The organism is Kribbella sp. VKM Ac-2566 (assembly GCF_004366005.1).
In the GTDB taxonomy this organism is placed as follows: Bacteria; Actinomycetota; Actinomycetes; order Propionibacteriales; family Kribbellaceae; genus Kribbella; species Kribbella pratensis.
Map to the genome: position 1 here is coordinate 158277 of NZ_SODT01000010.1, position 16328 is coordinate 174604.

Annotated in this window: 17 protein-coding genes; 5 read left to right on the forward strand and 12 right to left on the reverse strand. The window is 68.3% G+C overall.

Annotated elements, in window-relative coordinates:
- Nucleotides 1–14: 14 nt before the first annotated feature.
- Nucleotides 15–431 (reverse strand): VOC family protein, encoded by a 417-nt coding sequence (locus tag EV647_RS19120; protein WP_133789105.1) that lies wholly within the window; start codon nt 429–431, stop codon nt 15–17.
- A gap of 174 nt (nt 432–605) precedes the next feature.
- Nucleotides 606–1286 carry a CGNR zinc finger domain-containing protein gene (locus EV647_RS19125; protein WP_134004756.1) on the reverse strand — a complete coding sequence of 227 codons (681 nt, stop codon included), beginning with the start codon at nt 1284–1286 and terminating at the stop codon, nt 606–608.
- Between the two features lie 48 nt (nt 1287–1334).
- Here EV647_RS19125 and EV647_RS19130 point away from each other — a divergent pair, with 48 nt between their 5' ends.
- From EV647_RS19130 to EV647_RS19140, 3 genes are read left to right on the forward strand one after another with little or no spacing between them, the layout of a single operon-like run.
- Nucleotides 1335–2543 (forward strand): MFS transporter, encoded by a 1209-nt coding sequence (locus EV647_RS19130; RefSeq protein WP_134004758.1) that lies wholly within the window; start codon nt 1335–1337, stop codon nt 2541–2543.
- Nucleotides 2512–3270, forward strand: a complete 759-nt coding sequence (locus EV647_RS19135) for a fructosamine kinase family protein (RefSeq protein WP_134004760.1) — start codon at nt 2512–2514, stop codon at nt 3268–3270. Before EV647_RS19130 ends, EV647_RS19135 begins: the two co-directional genes overlap by 32 nt.
- A 42-nt stretch (nt 3271–3312) precedes the next feature.
- On the forward strand, nt 3313–4767 hold the full coding sequence (locus EV647_RS19140; protein WP_134004762.1) for a beta-N-acetylhexosaminidase: 1455 nt from the start codon (nt 3313–3315) through the stop codon (nt 4765–4767).
- On the opposite strand, the gene EV647_RS19145 is transcribed toward EV647_RS19140, so the two are convergent.
- Nucleotides 4764–5117 (reverse strand): protealysin inhibitor emfourin, encoded by a 354-nt coding sequence (locus tag EV647_RS19145; RefSeq protein ID WP_238177291.1) that lies wholly within the window; start codon nt 5115–5117, stop codon nt 4764–4766. The two genes, EV647_RS19140 and EV647_RS19145, sit on opposite strands and share 4 nt — an antisense overlap.
- Nucleotides 5118–5464: 347 nt before the next feature.
- On the opposite strand from EV647_RS19145, the gene EV647_RS19150 reads away from it, so the two are divergent.
- Nucleotides 5465–5674 carry a cold-shock protein gene (locus EV647_RS19150; protein WP_130385526.1) on the forward strand — a complete coding sequence of 70 codons (210 nt, stop codon included), beginning with the start codon at nt 5465–5467 and terminating at the stop codon, nt 5672–5674.
- A 72-nt stretch (nt 5675–5746) separates the two neighbouring features.
- Here EV647_RS19150 and EV647_RS19155 read toward each other — a convergent pair whose 3' ends face one another.
- The gene (locus EV647_RS19155; RefSeq protein ID WP_134004764.1) at nt 5747–6601 is read right to left on the reverse strand and encodes an LLM class flavin-dependent oxidoreductase; all 855 of its coding nucleotides are present in this window, start codon (nt 6599–6601) and stop codon (nt 5747–5749) included.
- A 128-nt stretch (nt 6602–6729) separates the two neighbouring features.
- Between EV647_RS19155 and EV647_RS19160 the strand changes: the two genes are divergently transcribed.
- Nucleotides 6730–8493, forward strand: coding sequence for a BCCT family transporter (locus tag EV647_RS19160; RefSeq protein WP_134004766.1), 1764 nt, complete (start codon nt 6730–6732; stop codon nt 8491–8493).
- On the opposite strand, the gene EV647_RS19165 is transcribed toward EV647_RS19160, so the two are convergent.
- The 8 genes from EV647_RS19165 to whiA form a co-directional block, all read right to left on the reverse strand.
- A complete protein-coding gene (locus EV647_RS19165) occupies nt 8490–9470 on the reverse strand; it encodes an SMP-30/gluconolactonase/LRE family protein (protein ID WP_134004768.1) in 981 nt (326 codons plus the stop codon). The genes EV647_RS19160 and EV647_RS19165 overlap by 4 nt on opposite strands.
- Nucleotides 9471–9563: 93 nt before the next feature.
- A complete protein-coding gene (locus tag EV647_RS19170; protein WP_130385522.1) occupies nt 9564–9923 on the reverse strand; it encodes an RNA polymerase-binding protein RbpA in 360 nt (119 codons plus the stop codon).
- Nucleotides 9924–9938: 15 nt separating this feature from the next.
- The gene (gene secG, locus EV647_RS19175) at nt 9939–10172 is read right to left on the reverse strand and encodes a preprotein translocase subunit SecG (RefSeq protein WP_130385521.1); all 234 of its coding nucleotides are present in this window, start codon (nt 10170–10172) and stop codon (nt 9939–9941) included.
- The gene (gene tpiA / locus EV647_RS19180; RefSeq protein WP_134004770.1) at nt 10169–10984 is read right to left on the reverse strand and encodes a triose-phosphate isomerase; all 816 of its coding nucleotides are present in this window, start codon (nt 10982–10984) and stop codon (nt 10169–10171) included. Before tpiA ends, secG begins: the two co-directional genes overlap by 4 nt.
- A gap of 1 nt (nt 10985) precedes the next feature.
- Entirely contained in the window at nt 10986–12179 is a 1194-nt protein-coding gene (pgk, locus tag EV647_RS19185) for a phosphoglycerate kinase (protein WP_134004772.1), read from the reverse strand.
- A gap of 80 nt (nt 12180–12259) precedes the next feature.
- Nucleotides 12260–13267, reverse strand: a complete 1008-nt coding sequence (gap, locus tag EV647_RS19190; RefSeq protein WP_134004774.1) for a type I glyceraldehyde-3-phosphate dehydrogenase — start codon at nt 13265–13267, stop codon at nt 12260–12262.
- A gap of 205 nt (nt 13268–13472) precedes the next feature.
- A complete protein-coding gene (locus EV647_RS19195) occupies nt 13473–14999 on the reverse strand; it encodes a M4 family metallopeptidase (RefSeq protein ID WP_134004776.1) in 1527 nt (508 codons plus the stop codon).
- A 311-nt stretch (nt 15000–15310) separates the two neighbouring features.
- Nucleotides 15311–16294, reverse strand: a complete 984-nt coding sequence (gene whiA / locus EV647_RS19200; protein ID WP_130448357.1) for a DNA-binding protein WhiA — start codon at nt 16292–16294, stop codon at nt 15311–15313.
- Nucleotides 16295–16328: the final 34 nt, after the last annotated feature.

The window sequence follows — 16328 nt, forward strand, 5'->3', positions numbered from 1 at the left end:
GGCTCTTCGGTGACTCACTCGAGGCAGATCCGGAACGGATGCCCTGCGGGATCCGCGTAGATCCGCCAGCCGCGCGCGTTCTCGGCGGGCGGCGGGTCCAGCGGATCGAGCGGCTCGGCGCCGAGGGCAACCACCGTCGCATGCCCGCTGGAGAGGTCCTCGACGATCAGGTCGAGGTGGAGATCCTGCGCGTCGGTGCCGGGCCACGTGCCCGGCACGTACTCCTCCGAGCGCCGGAAGGCCAGCGTCGAGAACCCCAGCGACGACCCCGGGCCGGTCAGGCTCCGCCAGTCCTCGTCACCGTTCTCGTCGATCTCCAGCCCCAGCAGCGCCGAGTAGAACTGGGCGAGCTCGAGTGGGTCCGGGCAATCCAGAACCACCGAGCCGAGCCGCCCGGCAGTACTGCCCGGCTGCTCTGCCACCTGCGTCATCTGTCCTCCACAATCAATTTCGTCAGCCTGTCCCTCATGAGGGGCAGGTCCGGCCAGGGCCCTCTTGTCGGAAGGCCCGGCCGCCTACGATGACAGGTCGCGGGGACAATTCGCACCTTTCGACACGCGTTCTCGGCCACTGAGCCGGTCGCTGACAGTGAAGGTTCGAGCGCGCTACCCCTCAAACCGCTGTACGCCGGTAGCACGTCGGCGCTCACCGAGTTTGCGGATCTTCGCCCGCGTCCCGCAGTCCTCCATCGCGCACCACCGCCGCGAACCGTTCCGGCTGCGGTCGAGGAACAGCCAGCCGCAGCCTCCGTCCGCGACCGGGCAGGCCCGCAACTGACGCAGCTCGACGCCGCGCACCAGCTCGACCGCGGCCACCACCAGCCGATCCGGGATCAACTGCGCCGGCGACGTCCCGACCACCAGCTCCGCGATCCCGCGGTCCCGGCCCGGATCCGGGATCAGCATCGACCGCGCGGCGGCCGCCGACCAGCGCAGCATCAACCGCTCGAACGCGGAACCCTCGCTGTGCTTGACGCCGTCGCCCGCGACCACAGCACCGGTCGCTCGCGGCGCGAACACGTCGTACGCCGCCTCGCGGATCTCCAGCGTCGCATTGAGGGCCTTCGTGGCCAGCTCCGGCGCCGAGCGCCAGGTGCCTTCGACGGCGCTGTGGTCCCGCAGATCGATCAGTCCGATCCGATGCGCCCAGGCGATCAGCTCGGACGGCGAGGTGAGGTAGTCCCGCTCCGGGTCGCCGCCCCGCAACCGTGGGGTGACCGTGTTCACCAGGTCGAGAACGGGATGTCCGCCCACGATGCGGTATTCCGCGTGAGAACTGTCGGTCATGGATGAGATGCTACCACTGTCCGAATCTTTACTGGAATCAGGTGACTCATGCCTCTCTCGTCCCGCCGAGCAACCGCCGCACTGGTGTTCCTCGGCGTTTCGACCTTCTCGTTCGTGACGGTCGAGGTGCTTCCGATCGGTCTGCTGACCGTGATCGCCGACGACCTCGAGCGATCGCGCTCCCAGGTCGGCCTCCTCGTCACCGGGTACGCCGCGGTCGTCGTACTCGCGTCCATCCCCCTGGCCCGACTCACCCACCACCTGCCCCGTCGCGTCGTGCTGACCGGCACCCTCGGGGTCCTGACCGCCGCCACGGCGCTCTCGGCGGCCGCTCCGTCGTACGAGACGCTGTTCGCCGCGCGGCTGCTGATCGCACTCTCACAGGCGCTGTTCTGGTCGATCGCCCCGCCGATCGCGACCAGTCTGTTCCCGCCGGAGTTTCGCGGCCGGGTGGTCGCGCGGCTCGCGATCGGTACCGCGCTGGCGCCGATTCTCGGCATCCCGGTCGGCACCTGGCTCGGAGAGCAGGCCGGCTGGCGGGTGCCGTTCGTGGTGATGACGGTGCTCGGAGCTGCCGCCGGCGTCGGGATCGCCGTCCTGCTGCCGCGCACCGAGGTGCAGGACAGTCCGTCCCGCCGGGGCAGCTCCCCCGACCTGCGGCGGTACGTCGTCCTGCTGGTCGCGTCCGCTGTCGGCGTGACCGGATTCCTGACGTTCAACACGTACATCACGCCGTTCTTGCTGGACATCTCCGGGTTCTCGTCCGAGGTGCTCGGTCCGATGCTGCTGGCCAGCGGTGCGGGCGGACTGGCCGGCACGGTGATCGTCGGACGCGTCCTGGATCGGTACCCGTGGGGCGCGACCGTCCTGCCGCTCGGCCTCATCACGATCGGCCTGCTGGGGCTGTACGCGCTGGGACAGGTGCAGGTCGTGACGGTCGCGCTGATCGCAGTGATCGGTCTGGCGTTCAGCGGGCTCGCAGTCGCCGTACAGAGCCGGACGCTGCAGATCGCCCCGGGCAGCACCGACATCGCGTCTGCCGGGACCAGTTCGGCGTTCAACGTCGGCATCGCCGCCGGAGCGTTCGTGGGCGGCGCACTGATCGACACCACTACTGTACGAGCGGTAGCACTCGTCGGCGGCTTGCTGACCGCGGCCGCAACTCTCGTCATGCTCAGCGAGCCCCTGCTGGTTCGACAGCGACGGACCGTGCCAGAGTGCCGGGATGACCACGCCGTTTGTGAAGAGCCGGTCTGACGCACCCGCGGGCTTCTTCGAGGTCGAGGCGGCCGGTCTGCGCTGGCTGGCGGTTCCTGGCGGAGTGCCGGTCGCTGAGCCGCTCCAGGTCTCCCCCACTCAGCTGGCGACGAGCAGGTTGGACACGTCTGCGCCGACCGAGTCCGCGGCCGAGGAATTCGGGCAGCGGTTGGCTGTCACGCATGACGCCGGCGCCCGCTACTTCGGCGTACCGCCCGACGGGTGGAGTGGCGACGGCTACATCGGCACCGTCCCGTTGCCGCACGCAGTGGAGCCCGTGCGGTCGTGGGGCGAGTTCTACGCGAACCTGCGGCTACGGCCGTACCTGCGGGCCGCCCACGACCACGGCATCCACCTGGACCTCATCGAGCGCGTCTGCACTCGCCTGGAGGCAGGTGCGTACGACGACCCGTCCGACGAGCCGTGCCGGATCCACGGCGACCTGTGGTCCGGCAACGTGCTCTGGACGCCGGACGGCGTACACCTGATCGATCCGGCTGCTCACGGCGGTCACCGAGAGACGGACCTCGCCATGCTCGCGCTCTTCGGGCTACCGCGGCTGGACCACGTGCTGCGCGCGTACGACGAGGCGCACCCGCTGCGAGACGGGTGGCGAGAGCGGATCGAGCTGCACCAGCTGCACCAGCTGCACCCGTTGCTGGTGCATGTCGTGCTGTTCGGCGGCAGCTATGTGGCGCAGGCGATCGAGTCGGCCAAGCGGTATTGAAGCCTCTTGACGTAATGCCGGGAGCCGCGAACACTTTCGATCATGATTCCGCAGCCCACGGCGCAGCAGGCACTCCCCGACGAGACCTTCACGCTGCAGCCCGACGCCACCATCGGCATCGCCGACTCCTCCGCCCAACCGATCGCGGACCGGTTCGCCGCTCAGCTCCGCCGGTCGACCGGTTTCGAGCTGCCTGTCCAGGAAGGCACCGGCACGATCACGCTGTCCACCGACGGCGCAGAGTCGCTGGGTGCTGAGGGCTACGAGCTCCGCGCAGACGCGTCCGGGGTGACCGTCACTGCGGCGACCACCGAGGGCCTGTTCCGCGGCGTCACCACACTCCGGCAGCTTCTCCCCGCCAAGGCCGAGGCCAACAGCGAGCAAGAGGGTCCGTGGGAGATCGCCGGTACGACGATCTCCGACTTCCCGCGGTACGGGTACCGCGGCGTGATGCTCGACGTGTCGCGGCACTTCTTCACCCTCGACCAGGTGAAGCAGTTCATCGACCTGGTGTCGCTCTACAAGATCAACCGGCTGCACCTGCACCTCTCGGACGACCAGGGCTGGCGGATCCAGGTGGACTCCTGGCCGCGCCTCACGGAGTACGGCGGCAGTCTGCAGGTCGGCGGCGGCACAGGCGGCTACTACACGAAGGCGGAGTACGCCGAGCTCGTCCAGTACGCCGCGGAGCACTACATCACCGTCGTACCGGAGATCGACACGCCAGGACACACCAATGCGGCTCTGGCGTCGTACCCCGAGCTGAACAAGGGTGACCAGGCGCCGGAGCTCTATACGGAGACCGAGGTCGGGTTCAGCTCGTTCGCCATCGACAAGGACGTGACCTACGCGTTCCTCGACGACGTGTTCCGGGAGGTGGCCGAGCAGACGCCCGGTGAGCTCCTGCACCTCGGTGGCGACGAGGCCCACTCGACCCCGCACTCGGAGTACCTCGCCTTCGTACCCCAGGCCGCCGAGCTGGTCGTCAAGCACGGCAAGCGGGTGATGGGATGGCACGAGATCGCCGACGGGTCGCTGCCTGCCGGCACTGTCGTGCAGTACTGGGGCACCGAGGACCCCAAGGCTCAGGTGCTGGCGCAGAAGGCAGTGGAGCAGGGGGCGACTCTGGTGCTGTCCCCCGCCAACCGGGCGTACCTGGACATGAAGTACCACGAGGAGACGCCGCTCGGTCTGCAGTGGGCCGGATTGGTCAGCGTCGAGCAGTCCTACAGCTGGAACCCGGCCACGCTGGTCCCGAACGTGCCTGCGAGTGCGATCGACGGCGTCGAGGCGCCGCTGTGGACAGAGACGCTCGACGATCTGGAGAAGGTCGAGTTCATGACGTTCCCGCGGCTGCCGGGCATCGCCGAGCTCGGATGGTCGCAGGAGTCCGCGCTCGACTGGACGACGTACCGCGACCGGCTGGCCGAGCAGGGGCCCCGCTGGGAGGTGCTCGACGTCAACTTCTACCGGTCACCTGAGATCGACTGGCGCTAGCTCAGGATGCGGTCCAATAGCCAGGCTGTGGTCGCGTCCATGTCCTGCTCTGCGACCGTGTGGTGCGTGACGTCGGCGGCGTCACGTACCTCCAGCCGGTACACGTACCGGTCCGGCTGCGGCCGGCCGGTGCCCAGGTCCTTTGCACCCAACTCCCGGACTGCGGCCTCCAGCCGGTCGGCGTCCGGCTGGTCGCTGGTGTCGAGTTCGGCCTGCTTGGTCAGGCCGGCGAAACCACCGCTCCGGGTCACGCTGACGATCATCGTTGCCTCCTCGCTGTTCCTGCCGCGTTGCCTGTCGCGCAACTGTCCACAGCCGCGCGACACGCCGGTGACTCCGATCAGAATCATGCGCCCATCACCCGGCGTACCGGGCCATTGTCCTTCGTTGCCAACGTCCCGTCCCGACCTGCGGCTGCGAAACAGCAGGTCGCGCGGGATTTCCGGTTCTGGACCGGCCCTGTGCTGCCCAGATTCGGGCGTGCACGGAGGGTAGCGAGTCGCGACAATCAGCGACACGTGTTTGTGGTCACCTCTACCATCAGGCCGCAGAACGGCTACAGTTATGGCGTTGCAGTTTTGGACTCCCTGACTTTTGCTGTGCTGCATGGCCGGTCTGTCGTCTGGGGCCTTTCGGCGACGCGCGGCTCATGAGGTGTGGGTCGCGGATTGTTAATAGCCATCGAGGAGATAGACAAATGGCTGTCGGTACTGTCAAGTGGTTCAATGCTGACAAGGGCTTCGGCTTCATCACCCCGGATGACGGTGGCGCGGACGTGTTCGCGCACTACTCCGCCATCCAGATGTCGGGCTTCCGTTCGCTGGACGAGAACCAGCGCGTGGAGTTCGAGATCACCCAGGGCCAGAAGGGTCTGCAGGCGGAGAACATCCGCGCGATCGGTTCCTGATCGCCCTTCCAGCACACTGACGAGAGGGTCGCACACCATCAGGTGTGCGGCCCTTTCGCCGCATTACCGCGCTCAGCGCAATCGCGGTACGACGTCGCTCACGATCTGCTCGAGGACGGTTTCGGAGCCGGCGTACACGCCCTCGGTGCGGGGCCAGTGGGTGATGACGTCGGTGAAGCCGAGAGCGGCGGCGCGGCCGACGGCGTCCTCGAAGGCGGACGGGCTGGAGAGCGCGTAGACCTTGGAGTCGAGGGACAGGTACCGGTCCAGGTGGCGACCTTCGAGGAGGTCGTCGAGGCGGTGGCTGAGGTCGGCGACCGACGCCCACCAGCTGTCCAGGTCGTCCGCCGCTCCCCCGGTCGTCATCCAGCCGTCGCCGTGCCGGGCGGCGAACTTGAGCGAGCGCGGCCCGTTGCCGGCCAGGATGAACGGGACACGTGGTTGCTGGACGCAACCAGGCAGCGTCCGGCCGTTGCGCGTCTCGAAGTACTCGCCCTTGAAGTCGACGCCGTCCGTGGTGAGCAGGGTGTCGAGGAGCTGCACGAACTCCTGATAGCGGTCCTGCTTCTGCCGTGGCGTCAGGTCGGGCCCGCCCTGGATCGTCGCGTCCAGGCTGCCGCCGGCCCCGATCCCGCACAGGAACCGGCCGTCCGACACGTCGTCGATCGCGAGGATGTCGCGGGTCAGCGCCAGCGGGTGCCGGAAGTTCGGCGAGGTGACGAACGTGCCGAGCTTGATCCTCGACGTGGCGAGTGCGGCCGCCGTCAGTGTCGGCGTCGTCCCGTACCACGGTGAGTCCTGGAGGCCGCTCCAGGTCAGGTGGTCGTACGTCCACGCATGGTCGAAGCCGTACTCGTCGGCTCGCTGCCACCGCGGCGCGGCGTCGTGCCAGCGGTACTCCGGCAGAATCGCGATCCCGAAACGCATGACCGCACCCTACCGAGTGTGGCCGAAAGCACGATTGTTGCGTTTTGCCACGATCTTCGACACGGTCGTAAGGCACTTTTCCCGACACAACAGAACGGAGGCGCGCCTAAGCGAGGCGTGACTTACCTGTGGCGATCGATATCGACAACCAGGCAGACACCCGAGACCCCGCACCCCATCCCGCCATCGCAACACCCCCAGCACCCGGCAGCCGAAGTCGCGGCTCCGGACTCGACCGCGTCACCTTCGGTGTCACCGCGGTCATCGCCCTGGCCTTCGTCGCCTGGGGCATCGCCGACGCCGCCGGTCTCGGTACGGCGTCCACCTCGGCCCTCGGATGGGTCGAGGAGAACACCGGCTGGCTGTTCGTGCTGCTGGCCTCCGGTTTCGTCGTCTACGTGATCTGGCTCGCCGCCGGACGGTACGGGCGGATCCCGCTCGGCCGGGACGACGAGGAACCCGAGTTCAGGACCGTGTCCTGGGTGGCGATGATGTTCAGCGCCGGCATGGGCATCGGGCTGATGTTCTTCGGCGTCAGCGAGCCGCTCTCGCACTTCACCAGTCCCCCGCCCGGCACCGTCCAGGGCGGGTCGCCGGAGGCCCTCGAGACCGCGATGGCGACCACGCTGTTCCACTGGACCCTGCACCCGTGGGCGATCTACGCCGTCGTCGGCATCGCGATCGCGTACGGCACGTTCCGGCGCGGGCGGTCGCAGCTGATCAGCGCGGCGTTCGCTCCGCTGCTGGGACGCCGTACCGAAGGACCGATCGGCAAGGTGATCGACGGGCTGGCGATCTTCGCGACCCTGTTCGGGTCGGCCGCGTCACTCGGGCTCGGCGCGCTGCAGATCGGTTCCGGTGTCCGGATCCTCGGCTGGCTGGACAACACCGGGAACGCCGTCATGGTCGGCGTGATCGCCGTACTCACCGCGGCCTTCGTCGCCTCGGCGGTCTCCGGCGTCGCGAAGGGCATCCAGTGGCTCTCGAACATCAACATGGTGCTGGCCGTCGTTCTCGCGGTCTTCGTGTTCGTGGTCGGCCCGACCGTGCTGATCCTGAACCTGGTGCCGACCGCGATCGGCGACTACTTCCGCGACCTGGCCGACATGGCCGCGCGGACCGAGGCCAGCGGCGGCGACGCGATGGCCACCTGGCTGTCCGGCTGGACCGTCTTCTACTGGGCCTGGTGGATCTCGTGGACGCCGTTCGTCGGCATGTTCATCGCGCGGATCAGCCGCGGCCGCACGATCCGGCAGTTCGTCACCGGCGTCCTGCTGGTGCCGTCGCTGGTCAGTGTGCTGTGGTTCTGCATCTTCGGCGGTACGGCGATCGACATCCAGCGTGGCGGTACCGACATCGCCGGCGCGTCGACGACCGAGGGTCAGCTGTTCGGCATGCTCGACCACATCCCGCTGGGCGCGGTCACGACGGTCATCGTCGTCCTGCTGGTCGCGATCTTCTTCGTGTCCGGTGCGGACGCCGCGTCGATCGTCATGGGCACGCTGTCCGAGCGTGGTGCGATCGAGCCGAAGAAACCGTTGGTGATCTTCTGGGGCGTGCTGACCGGTGCGGTGGCGGCGGTCATGCTGCTCGCCGGCGGAGGTGGCGCGGACGCCTTGCAAGGCCTGCAGAACCTCACGATCGTCGCGGCGTTGCCGTTCGCGGTCGTGATGGTCGGACTCGCGGTCGCGCTCGCCAAGGACCTGCGCACCGACCCCTTGATGTTGCGCAGCGAGATCGGCTCGGAGGCGGTCGAGGCTGCGGTCATCGAAGGAGTCAGCAACCACGGCGACGCCTTCTCGCTCGTCGTCGCCGGCAACGGCCACGACGCCGGCACCGAGGTCCCGGAGTCACCGCAGCCGCGGGGCGAGGTCCCGCCGCCTAAGCCCTAACGGGCCGGCGTCGGGAACGTGGCTAGGGAGCTCGTGCCGATGCTTCCTAGCCACACTTTCCCGTCGCGTTCGCGGACGCCGGTGGGCATGTGGAAGTTCGGGTGCTTGGCGCGCAGGTCGTGGATCAGTTCGCCGGTCTCGTCGTACGCCTGGATCTCGATGATGTCCGCGGCCTTCGGCTTCAGCGCGTCCGGCAGCGACCAGACGACCTTGCGGAGCACCGGGGGCTTGGGCAGCAGCAGGTCGAGTACGGCGTTGCGCGGCGACCCGACCGCGACCCAGATCAGGCCGTCAGAGCCACGCGCGATGTTGTCCGGCAGCCCCGGGATCGACGCGATCTGCACCGGCGCCGCGCCCTCGGTGGTGAGGTCGAGTTTGTAGAGCCCGTACATCGCGGTCTCGGCCCAGAAGAGGGTACGGCGATCGCTGCTGAGCGCCACGCCGTTCGGGAAGCCGCGACCGGTCGCCAGCCGGGTCACCTCGCCGTCGGGGGTACGGCGGTACACGCTGCCGGTCGTGGAGTGTTCGAGGAGATCGGCCATCCACTCGTCGATGCCGAACCGGGTCGACGAGTCGGTGAAGTAGATCGTGCCGTCCTCGGTGACGTCCGCGTTGTTGCAGAACCGCATCGGGCGGCCGTCGATCTCGGACAGCAGGGTGGTGATCCGATTGTTCTTGTCGAGGGTCAGCAGGCCGCGGTTCGCGTCGCAGATCAGCACCTTGCCGTCCGGCAGCCATTCCAGGCCGAGCGGCCGGCCGCCGGTGTCGGCGAGGGTGCTGATCGTCTTGCCGTCGGCGCTGACGCGCAGGATGCGGCCGTCGTACAGACCGGTGAGGACGCTGCCGTCGTCGTCGATCAGCGTGTCCTCGGGGCCGGCGCCGGGCAACGCGACGACCTCGACGTCGATGCCCTTGGGATGCCGCACCGGCGGTGCGGGCGGCGGGGTCCAGCGAACGGGCGCGATCGACGTCTTCATGCCGCCGACCCTAGCGCGCTGCGCCCACCCGACCACAGGGGGTACAAGTACGTCTGAGCCCGGACCAGGTCGGTCCGGGCTCAGACGTACTTGCTAGAAGATGACCTCGCCGCGGGCGCGGCGGGCGCGGAGCTTCTCGAGGGCTTCGTCGAGGATCTCCTGCGCCTCCTGCTCGGAGCGGCGCTCCTTCACATAGGCCAGGTGGGTCTTGTAGGGCTCGATCTTCGGCGGCGGGGGCGGGTTGTTCACATCGGTGCTGGTCGGCAGACCGCACCGTGGACAGTCCCACTCCTCCGGGATGGAGGCCTCGACCGCGAACCAGGTTGCGGTCTCGTGCCCGTTCGCACAGAAGAACACGATGCGCTGCCGGGGCGCGGTGTCGCCGCGCTCCGCCTCGCCCATCGGCCCGGCACCGACCCGGCTGCCACGAATCGCACTGCCACCACCAGCCACGCGAACCTACTCCCCTCAGCCGAGCTTGTAGAGCAGGCCGAGCGCGACGATGGCGGCGAACCAGATCAGACCGACGCCGATCGTGATCCGGTCCAGGTTCCGCTCGGCGACCGACGAGCCGCCGAGGCTGGACGACACACCGCCACCGAACAGGTCCGAGAGGCCGCCACCGCGGCCTTTGTGCAGCAGCACCAGCAGCGTCAGGAACAGGCTGCAGACGATCACGACGATCGAGAAAGCGAGAATCACGAGGAGTAGCCTAACTGAAGGTCCAGGTAACGGCAGATGCCGGCGAACTCGTCCACCTGAAGGCTCGCACCTCCGACCAGGCAGCCGTCGACATCCGGTTGGGCCATGATGCCACTTGCACTGGCCATCTTCACCGACCCACCGTAAAGAATCCGTACCGAGTCGGCGACCGAGGGTGAGATCGTCTCCTCGATCCGGCCCCGGATCGCGGCGATCACCTCCTGCGCGTCCTCCGGCGTCGCGACCTCTCCGGTGCCGATCGCCCAGACCGGCTCGTAGGCGATGACGACCTTGCGGACGTCGTCCTGCTTCAGTCCGGCCAGCCCGGCGTCGATCTGACCCAGGCAGTGCTCGACGTGACCGTCGGCCTTCCGGATCTCCAGGCCCTCGCCGACGCACATGATCGGGACCAGCCCGGCCTCGAGCGCCTTCGCGGTCTTGGCGTTGACGACCTCGTCGGTCTCGTTGTGGTACTGCCGGCGCTCGGAGTGCCCGGTCAGCACGTAGGTGCAGCCGAGCTTGGTGAGCATCGCCGCCGAGATCTCGCCGGTGTACGCGCCGGCGTCGCGCGTGGACACGTCCTGCGCCCCGTACTTGATCTTCATCCGGTCACCGTCGACCAGCGTCTGCACGCTGCGGATGTCGGTGAACGGCGGCAGCACCGCCACCTCGACCCGCTCGAAGTCGTGCTTCTTGTCCTGCAGCGTCCAGCTCAGCTTCTGCAGCAGGTGCACGGCCTCGACGTGGTTCAGGTTCATCTTCCAGTTGCCCGCCATCAACGGCGTACGGGCAGCTGAGTTGTCGCCTGCCATCTCAGTCCTCTTCCAGTACCGCGAGACCCGGGAGCTCCTTGCCCTCCAGGTATTCGAGCGACGCGCCGCCACCGGTGGAGATGTGGCCGAACGCGTCGTCGGCGAAGCCTAGCTGCCGTACGGCGGCCGCGGAGTCACCGCCGCCTACGACACTCAGCCCGTCCACCTCGGTCAACGCCTGCGCGACGGCCTTGGTTCCGCCGGCGAACGCCGCCATCTCGAACACGCCCATCGGGCCGTTCCAGAAGACCGTCTTCGCCGCGGCGACCTCGGCGGCGAAGGCCTTGCCGGACTCCGGGCCGATGTCCAGACCGAGCTGGTCGGCCGGGATCGCGTCCGCGGCCACCACGGTGGCCGGCGAGTCGGCCTTGAACTCGGGCGCGACCACGATGTCGGTCGGCAGCACGATCTTGTCGCCGGCATCCTTCAGGTAGCCGCGGACGACGTCCAGCTGGTCGTCCTCGAGCAGGCTCTTGCCGACCTCGTGGCCCTGCGCCTTGAGGAACGTGAAGACCATGCCGCCGCCGATCAGCAGCTTGTCGGCCTTGGCGATCAGGTTGTCGATCACCGCGAGCTTGTCCGACACCTTGGCGCCGCCGAGCACGACGACGTACGGCCGGGCCGGGTCCTCGGTGAGCTTCTTCAGTACGCCGACCTCGGCGAGCACCAGGCCACCCGCGGCGTGCGGGAGCTTGCGCGCGACGTCGTACACACTGGCCTGCTTGCGGTGCACGACACCGAAGCCGTCGCTGACGAACACGTCGGCCAGCGCCGCGAGCTCATCGGCCAGCGCGCCCCGCTCGGCCTCGTCCTTGCTCTCCTCGCGCGGGTCGTAGCGCACGTTCTCCAGCAGCAGGACCTCGCCCTCGTCGAGATCCTGTACGGCGGTCTGCGCCGCGTCGCCGGTGACGTCGGAGGCGAAGCGCACCGTGATGCCCTCGGGCTGCAGCAGCTCACCGAGCCGCTTGGCCACCGGGGCCAGCGTGTACTTCGGGTTCGGCTCGCCCTTGGGACGGCCGAGGTGCGCGGTCACGATCACCTTCGCGCCCGCCTTCGCCAGCTTCACCAGAGTCGGCAGCGACGCGCGGATCCGGCCGTCGTCGCCGATCACCTCGTCCTTGATCGGCACGTTCAGGTCGGACCGGACCAGCACCCGCTGCCCGGCCAGGTCGCCGAGGTCTTCGATGGTCTTCACAGTTCAGCTTCCTCGTGAGAACGAGCTTTGCGCCCGAAGAAGCACCAGGGCTGCCTTCGGACGCAAAGCTTGTGGGAATGTCAGAGCGACGCGCCGACGTGGTTCACCAGGTCGACGAGGCGGTTCGAGTAACCCCACTCGTTGTCGTACCAGCCGACGACCTTCACCTGGTTGCCGATCACCTTGGTCAGGCCCGCGTCGAAGATGCAGGACGCCGGGTCGGTGACGATGTCGGTCGAGACGATCTCGTCCTCGGTGTAGGTCAGGTAGCCCTTCAGCGAACCCTCCGCCGCGGCGACCTTGTAGGCCTCCTTGACCTCGTCCACGGTGACCTCGCGGCCGACGGTGACGGTGAGGTCGGTCGCCGAGCCGGTCGGGACCGGGACGCGCAGCGCGTAGCCGTCCAGCTTGCCCTTGAGCTCCGGCAGCACCAGGCCGATCGCCTTCGCGGCGCCGGTGGAGGTCGGGACGATGTTCAGCGCGGCGGCGCGGGCGCGGCGCAGGTCCTTGTGCGGGCCGTCCTGCAGGTTCTGGTCCTGGGTGTACGCGTGGATCGTGGTCATCAGACCCTTCTCGATCGTGAACGCGTCGTTCAGAACCTTGGCCAGCGGGGCGATGCAGTTCGTGGTGCAGGACGCGTTCGAGATCACGGTGTGCTTCTCGGCGTCGTACAGGTCGTGGTTCACGCCCATCACCACGGTCAGGTCCTCGTTCTTCGCCGGGGCGGAGATGATGACCTTCTTGGCGCCGTTGTCGGCGTGCGTCTTGGCCTTGGTGGCGTCGGTGAAGAAGCCGGTGGACTCGATCACCACGTCGGCGCCGACGTCCGACCACTTCAGGTTGGCCGGGTCGCGCTCGGCGAACGCCTTGAAGCTCTTGCCGCCGACGGTGATGTCGTCCTCGGTGGCGGAGACCTCACCCGGGAACCGGCCCAGGATCGAGTCGTACTTCAGCAGGTGGGCGAGGGTCTGGTTGTCGGTCAGGTCGTTGACGGCGACGACCTCGATGTCGGCACCGGACGCCTGCACGGCGCGGAAGAAGTTACGGCCGATGCGGCCGAAGCCGTTGATACCTACGCGTACGGTCACGGGTCTGCGTCTCCTCAGAACTAGCTTTGGCACTGCCGCTACAGCCCGAACACTAGCCCAACAGCCCACTCGATCAACTGGTAGCGTCCAGATGAGACCACCGGTTATTTTTCACGGCTTCAGACCAGACCACTGGCTGGTACGACGAGCGGCGATTTCCGGAATGTCTCTCCGGAAACCGCCGTTCGCACTGCTGTTCACTCAACTACGGCAGAACGTTCACCCCCGCCCACGCCTTGGCCACCGCGGCCCGCTCGGCGCTGCTCGCGCCGTACAGGTCCGTGGCGGCGTTCAGCGTCGCGGTCCGGGCGCCGTGGTAGTCGGTCCGGGACGTCATGTACGTCGTCAGCGCGCGGTACCAGATCTTCTCGGCCTTGCTGAGGCCGATCCCGGTGACCGTGACACCGTTGGCGGCCGGGCTGTTGTACGCGATGCCGTTGATCGTCTTCGCGCCGCTGCCCTCGGACAGCAGGTAGAAGAAGTGGTTGCCGACACCGGACGAGTAGTGCACGTTGAGCCGGCCGACGCTCTTCGACCACGAGTCGGCGGAGGCGCCGTCCAGCGACGGCTTGTCGAGCCGCCGGATGTAGTTCGTCGCCGGGTTGTAGTCGGTGAAGATCTCCTCACCGAGCACGTAGTCCGGGGTGTCCTGGCTGTTGGCGGCGTACCACTCGACGGCCGTGCCGAAGATGTCCGACGTGGACTCGTTCAGGCCGCCGGACTCACCGCTGTAGCGCAGGCCGGCCGTGCGGCTGGTGACGCCGTGGCTCATCTCGTGCCCGGCGATGTCCAGCTCGACGAGCGGGCCGATCCCCTGGCTCGGGTCGCCGTCCCCGTACTTCATGCAGAAGCAGGAGTCACTCCAGGAGGCGTTCACGTACGCGCCGTCGTGGACGTAGGACTTCGCGCCCTTGCCGTCGTTCGCGATGCCGTTGCGGCCGTGCACGTTCTTGTAGTAGTCCCACGTCTTGGCGATGCCGTAGTGAGCGTCCACGCCGGCCGTCTGCGCGTTCGAGTTGCTGCCGGTCCCCCAGACGTTGTCGGCGTCGGAGAACAGCGTGCCGGCGTTGTACGTCGCGTTGCCGCCGCGGACCGGGTCGACCATCGTCCAGCTGGTGCCGGACTTCGTGGTGTCCAGGCCGACGGTGCCGACGTACAGGCCGGTGCCGCTGCCGAGGTCGTCGTTCACCGTTGTCCAGCTGTCCAGGACCTTGCCGTTCTGGGCGTCGACGTACGTCTCGGTACCGGTCGGCTCGCCGTTGGCCTTGCGGCCCTCGCTGACGACCTTGTACGCGAGCTTGGACTGGCCGGTGTTCGTGACGAAGACGACGAGCTGCTGCTTGGCGGACTTCTGCTTGGTGGCAGCGGCTGCGGACGCGGCAGAGACAGCAGGCTTCACGGACAGCGCGAGCTTGCCGACCCCACCAGTCGCCGACCGGCTCTTGCCGGCTTTGTCCTGGTGTACGACGACGTCGCCGCCGACGACCGGCAGACCTTGGTACGTGCGGTCGAACCGGACGTGGCTGCTGCCGTCGCTGTCCACGATGACGTCACGGACGACCAGGTCACTGCCGTCGCCGATGCCGAGCTGTGCGGCGTTGGCGCGGGCAGCGGCCACCGGGGACACGGCGGAGCCACCGGGTTGGGCGGCCTGCACGTTCACGGTGATGGTGACGACGGCCAGACCGGCGATCGCGGTCGCGGCCAGACCGGCGCGATGAATGCGCTTCATGCGTTACTCCTTGGGCGGGAGACGCGCACGATCCGGGACAGGATGTGCGCGAATGGGCACGCACACCCTCGGCGAGCCAACCGCCAAAAGGAACCGGTCAGGTTCGAAAACCCCGGAAATCCCGGGAAAACCTTCGGCCGCGCCGCCCCGCCCCCGCAGTCATCCGGGGGTGGGACGAACGGAGATCAGCGCTCGATCAGCCGAGACCGAGCGCGGGTTTCGCGGCCCGTGATCCGGCCGCCCTCTCCTTCGCGCCGTCGGCGGTCTGTCCGGCTTGGCCGTTCATCCATCTGCTGCCGCTAACGATCCGGTCAGGCCGGGTCGAGCATCTCCGGGGTGAGGTTTGCTTCGGTGTTCGGGACGCCGAGGTCGCTGGCGCGCTTGTCGGCCATCGCGAGCAGCCGGCGGATCCGGCCGGCGACGGCGTCCTTGGTGAGGGCCGGCTCGTGCAGCTGGCCGAGCTCTTCGAGGCTGGCCTGCTTGTGCTCCAGCCGCAGCTTGCCCGCGACCTGCAGGTGATCCGGTACGTCGTCGCCGAGAATCTCCAGCGCCCGCTCGACGCGCGCGCCCGCGGCCACCGCGGCTCGTGCGGAGCGACGCAGGTTCGCGTCGTCGAAGTTGGCCAGCCGGTTCGCGGTCGCGCGGACCTCGCGACGCATCCGCCGCTCTTCCCACGCCAGCACGGACTCATGTGCACCGAGGCGCGTGAGCAGAGCGCCGATCGCGTCACCGTCGCGGATCACCACGCGGTCCACGTTCCGCACCTCGCGCGCCTTCGAACCGATCCCGAGCCGCCGCGCCGCACCGACCAGTGCGAGCGCCGCCTCCGGCCCGGGGCAGGTCACCTCGAGTGAGGACGACCGGCCCGGCTCGGTCAGCGAACCGTGCGCGAGGAACGCACCGCGCCAGGCCGCCACAGCGTCACAGGACGCACCGGAAACGACCGCGGGCGGGAGCCCGCGGACCGGACGCCCACGGTTGTCCACCAGGCCGGTCTGCCGCGCGAGCGCGTCACCGTCCCGGACGACGCGAACGACGTACTTGGTCTGCTTCCGGATGCCCGAGGGCGAGATCACGACCACGTCCGACGGGTGACCGAAGATTTCCGCGATGTCCTTGCGCAGCCGCCGGGCAGCGGCGCCGCTGTCCAGTTCGGCCTCGACGACGATGCGTCCGGACACCAGGTGCAGCCCGCCGGCGAACCGCAGGATCGACGAGACCTCAGCCTTGCGGCAACACGGCTTCGTCACCTGAATACTGGTCAACTCGGACTTCACCTGTGCTGTCATCGCCATGAAGGCCATCCTCCCACCCGTGTCAAAGACCCAA

What these genes read in the sequence shown, in the direction of transcription:
- EV647_RS19155 (WP_134004764.1), bottom strand. Translation starts at nt 6,601, where the DNA reads ATGCGTTTCGGGATCGCGATTCTGCCGGAGTACCGCTGGCACGACGCC.
- tpiA (WP_134004770.1), bottom strand. Translation starts at nt 10,984, where the DNA reads ATGGCAGGCGACAACTCAGCTGCCCGTACGCCGTTGATGGCGGGCAAC.
- EV647_RS19120 (WP_133789105.1), bottom strand. Translation starts at nt 431, where the DNA reads ATGACGCAGGTGGCAGAGCAGCCGGGCAGTACTGCCGGGCGGCTCGGC.
- EV647_RS19150 (WP_130385526.1), top strand. Translation starts at nt 5,465, where the DNA reads ATGGCTGTCGGTACTGTCAAGTGGTTCAATGCTGACAAGGGCTTCGGC.
- EV647_RS19135 (WP_134004760.1), top strand. Translation starts at nt 2,512, where the DNA reads ATGACCACGCCGTTTGTGAAGAGCCGGTCTGACGCACCCGCGGGCTTC.
- whiA (WP_130448357.1), bottom strand. Translation starts at nt 16,294, where the DNA reads ATGGCGATGACAGCACAGGTGAAGTCCGAGTTGACCAGTATTCAGGTG.
- EV647_RS19165 (WP_134004768.1), bottom strand. Translation starts at nt 9,470, where the DNA reads ATGAAGACGTCGATCGCGCCCGTTCGCTGGACCCCGCCGCCCGCACCG.
- EV647_RS19130 (WP_134004758.1), top strand. Translation starts at nt 1,335, where the DNA reads ATGCCTCTCTCGTCCCGCCGAGCAACCGCCGCACTGGTGTTCCTCGGC.
- EV647_RS19145 (WP_238177291.1), bottom strand. Translation starts at nt 5,117, where the DNA reads ATGATTCTGATCGGAGTCACCGGCGTGTCGCGCGGCTGTGGACAGTTG.
- EV647_RS19195 (WP_134004776.1), bottom strand. Translation starts at nt 14,999, where the DNA reads ATGAAGCGCATTCATCGCGCCGGTCTGGCCGCGACCGCGATCGCCGGT.
- EV647_RS19125 (WP_134004756.1), bottom strand. Translation starts at nt 1,286, where the DNA reads ATGACCGACAGTTCTCACGCGGAATACCGCATCGTGGGCGGACATCCC.
- EV647_RS19140 (WP_134004762.1), top strand. Translation starts at nt 3,313, where the DNA reads ATGATTCCGCAGCCCACGGCGCAGCAGGCACTCCCCGACGAGACCTTC.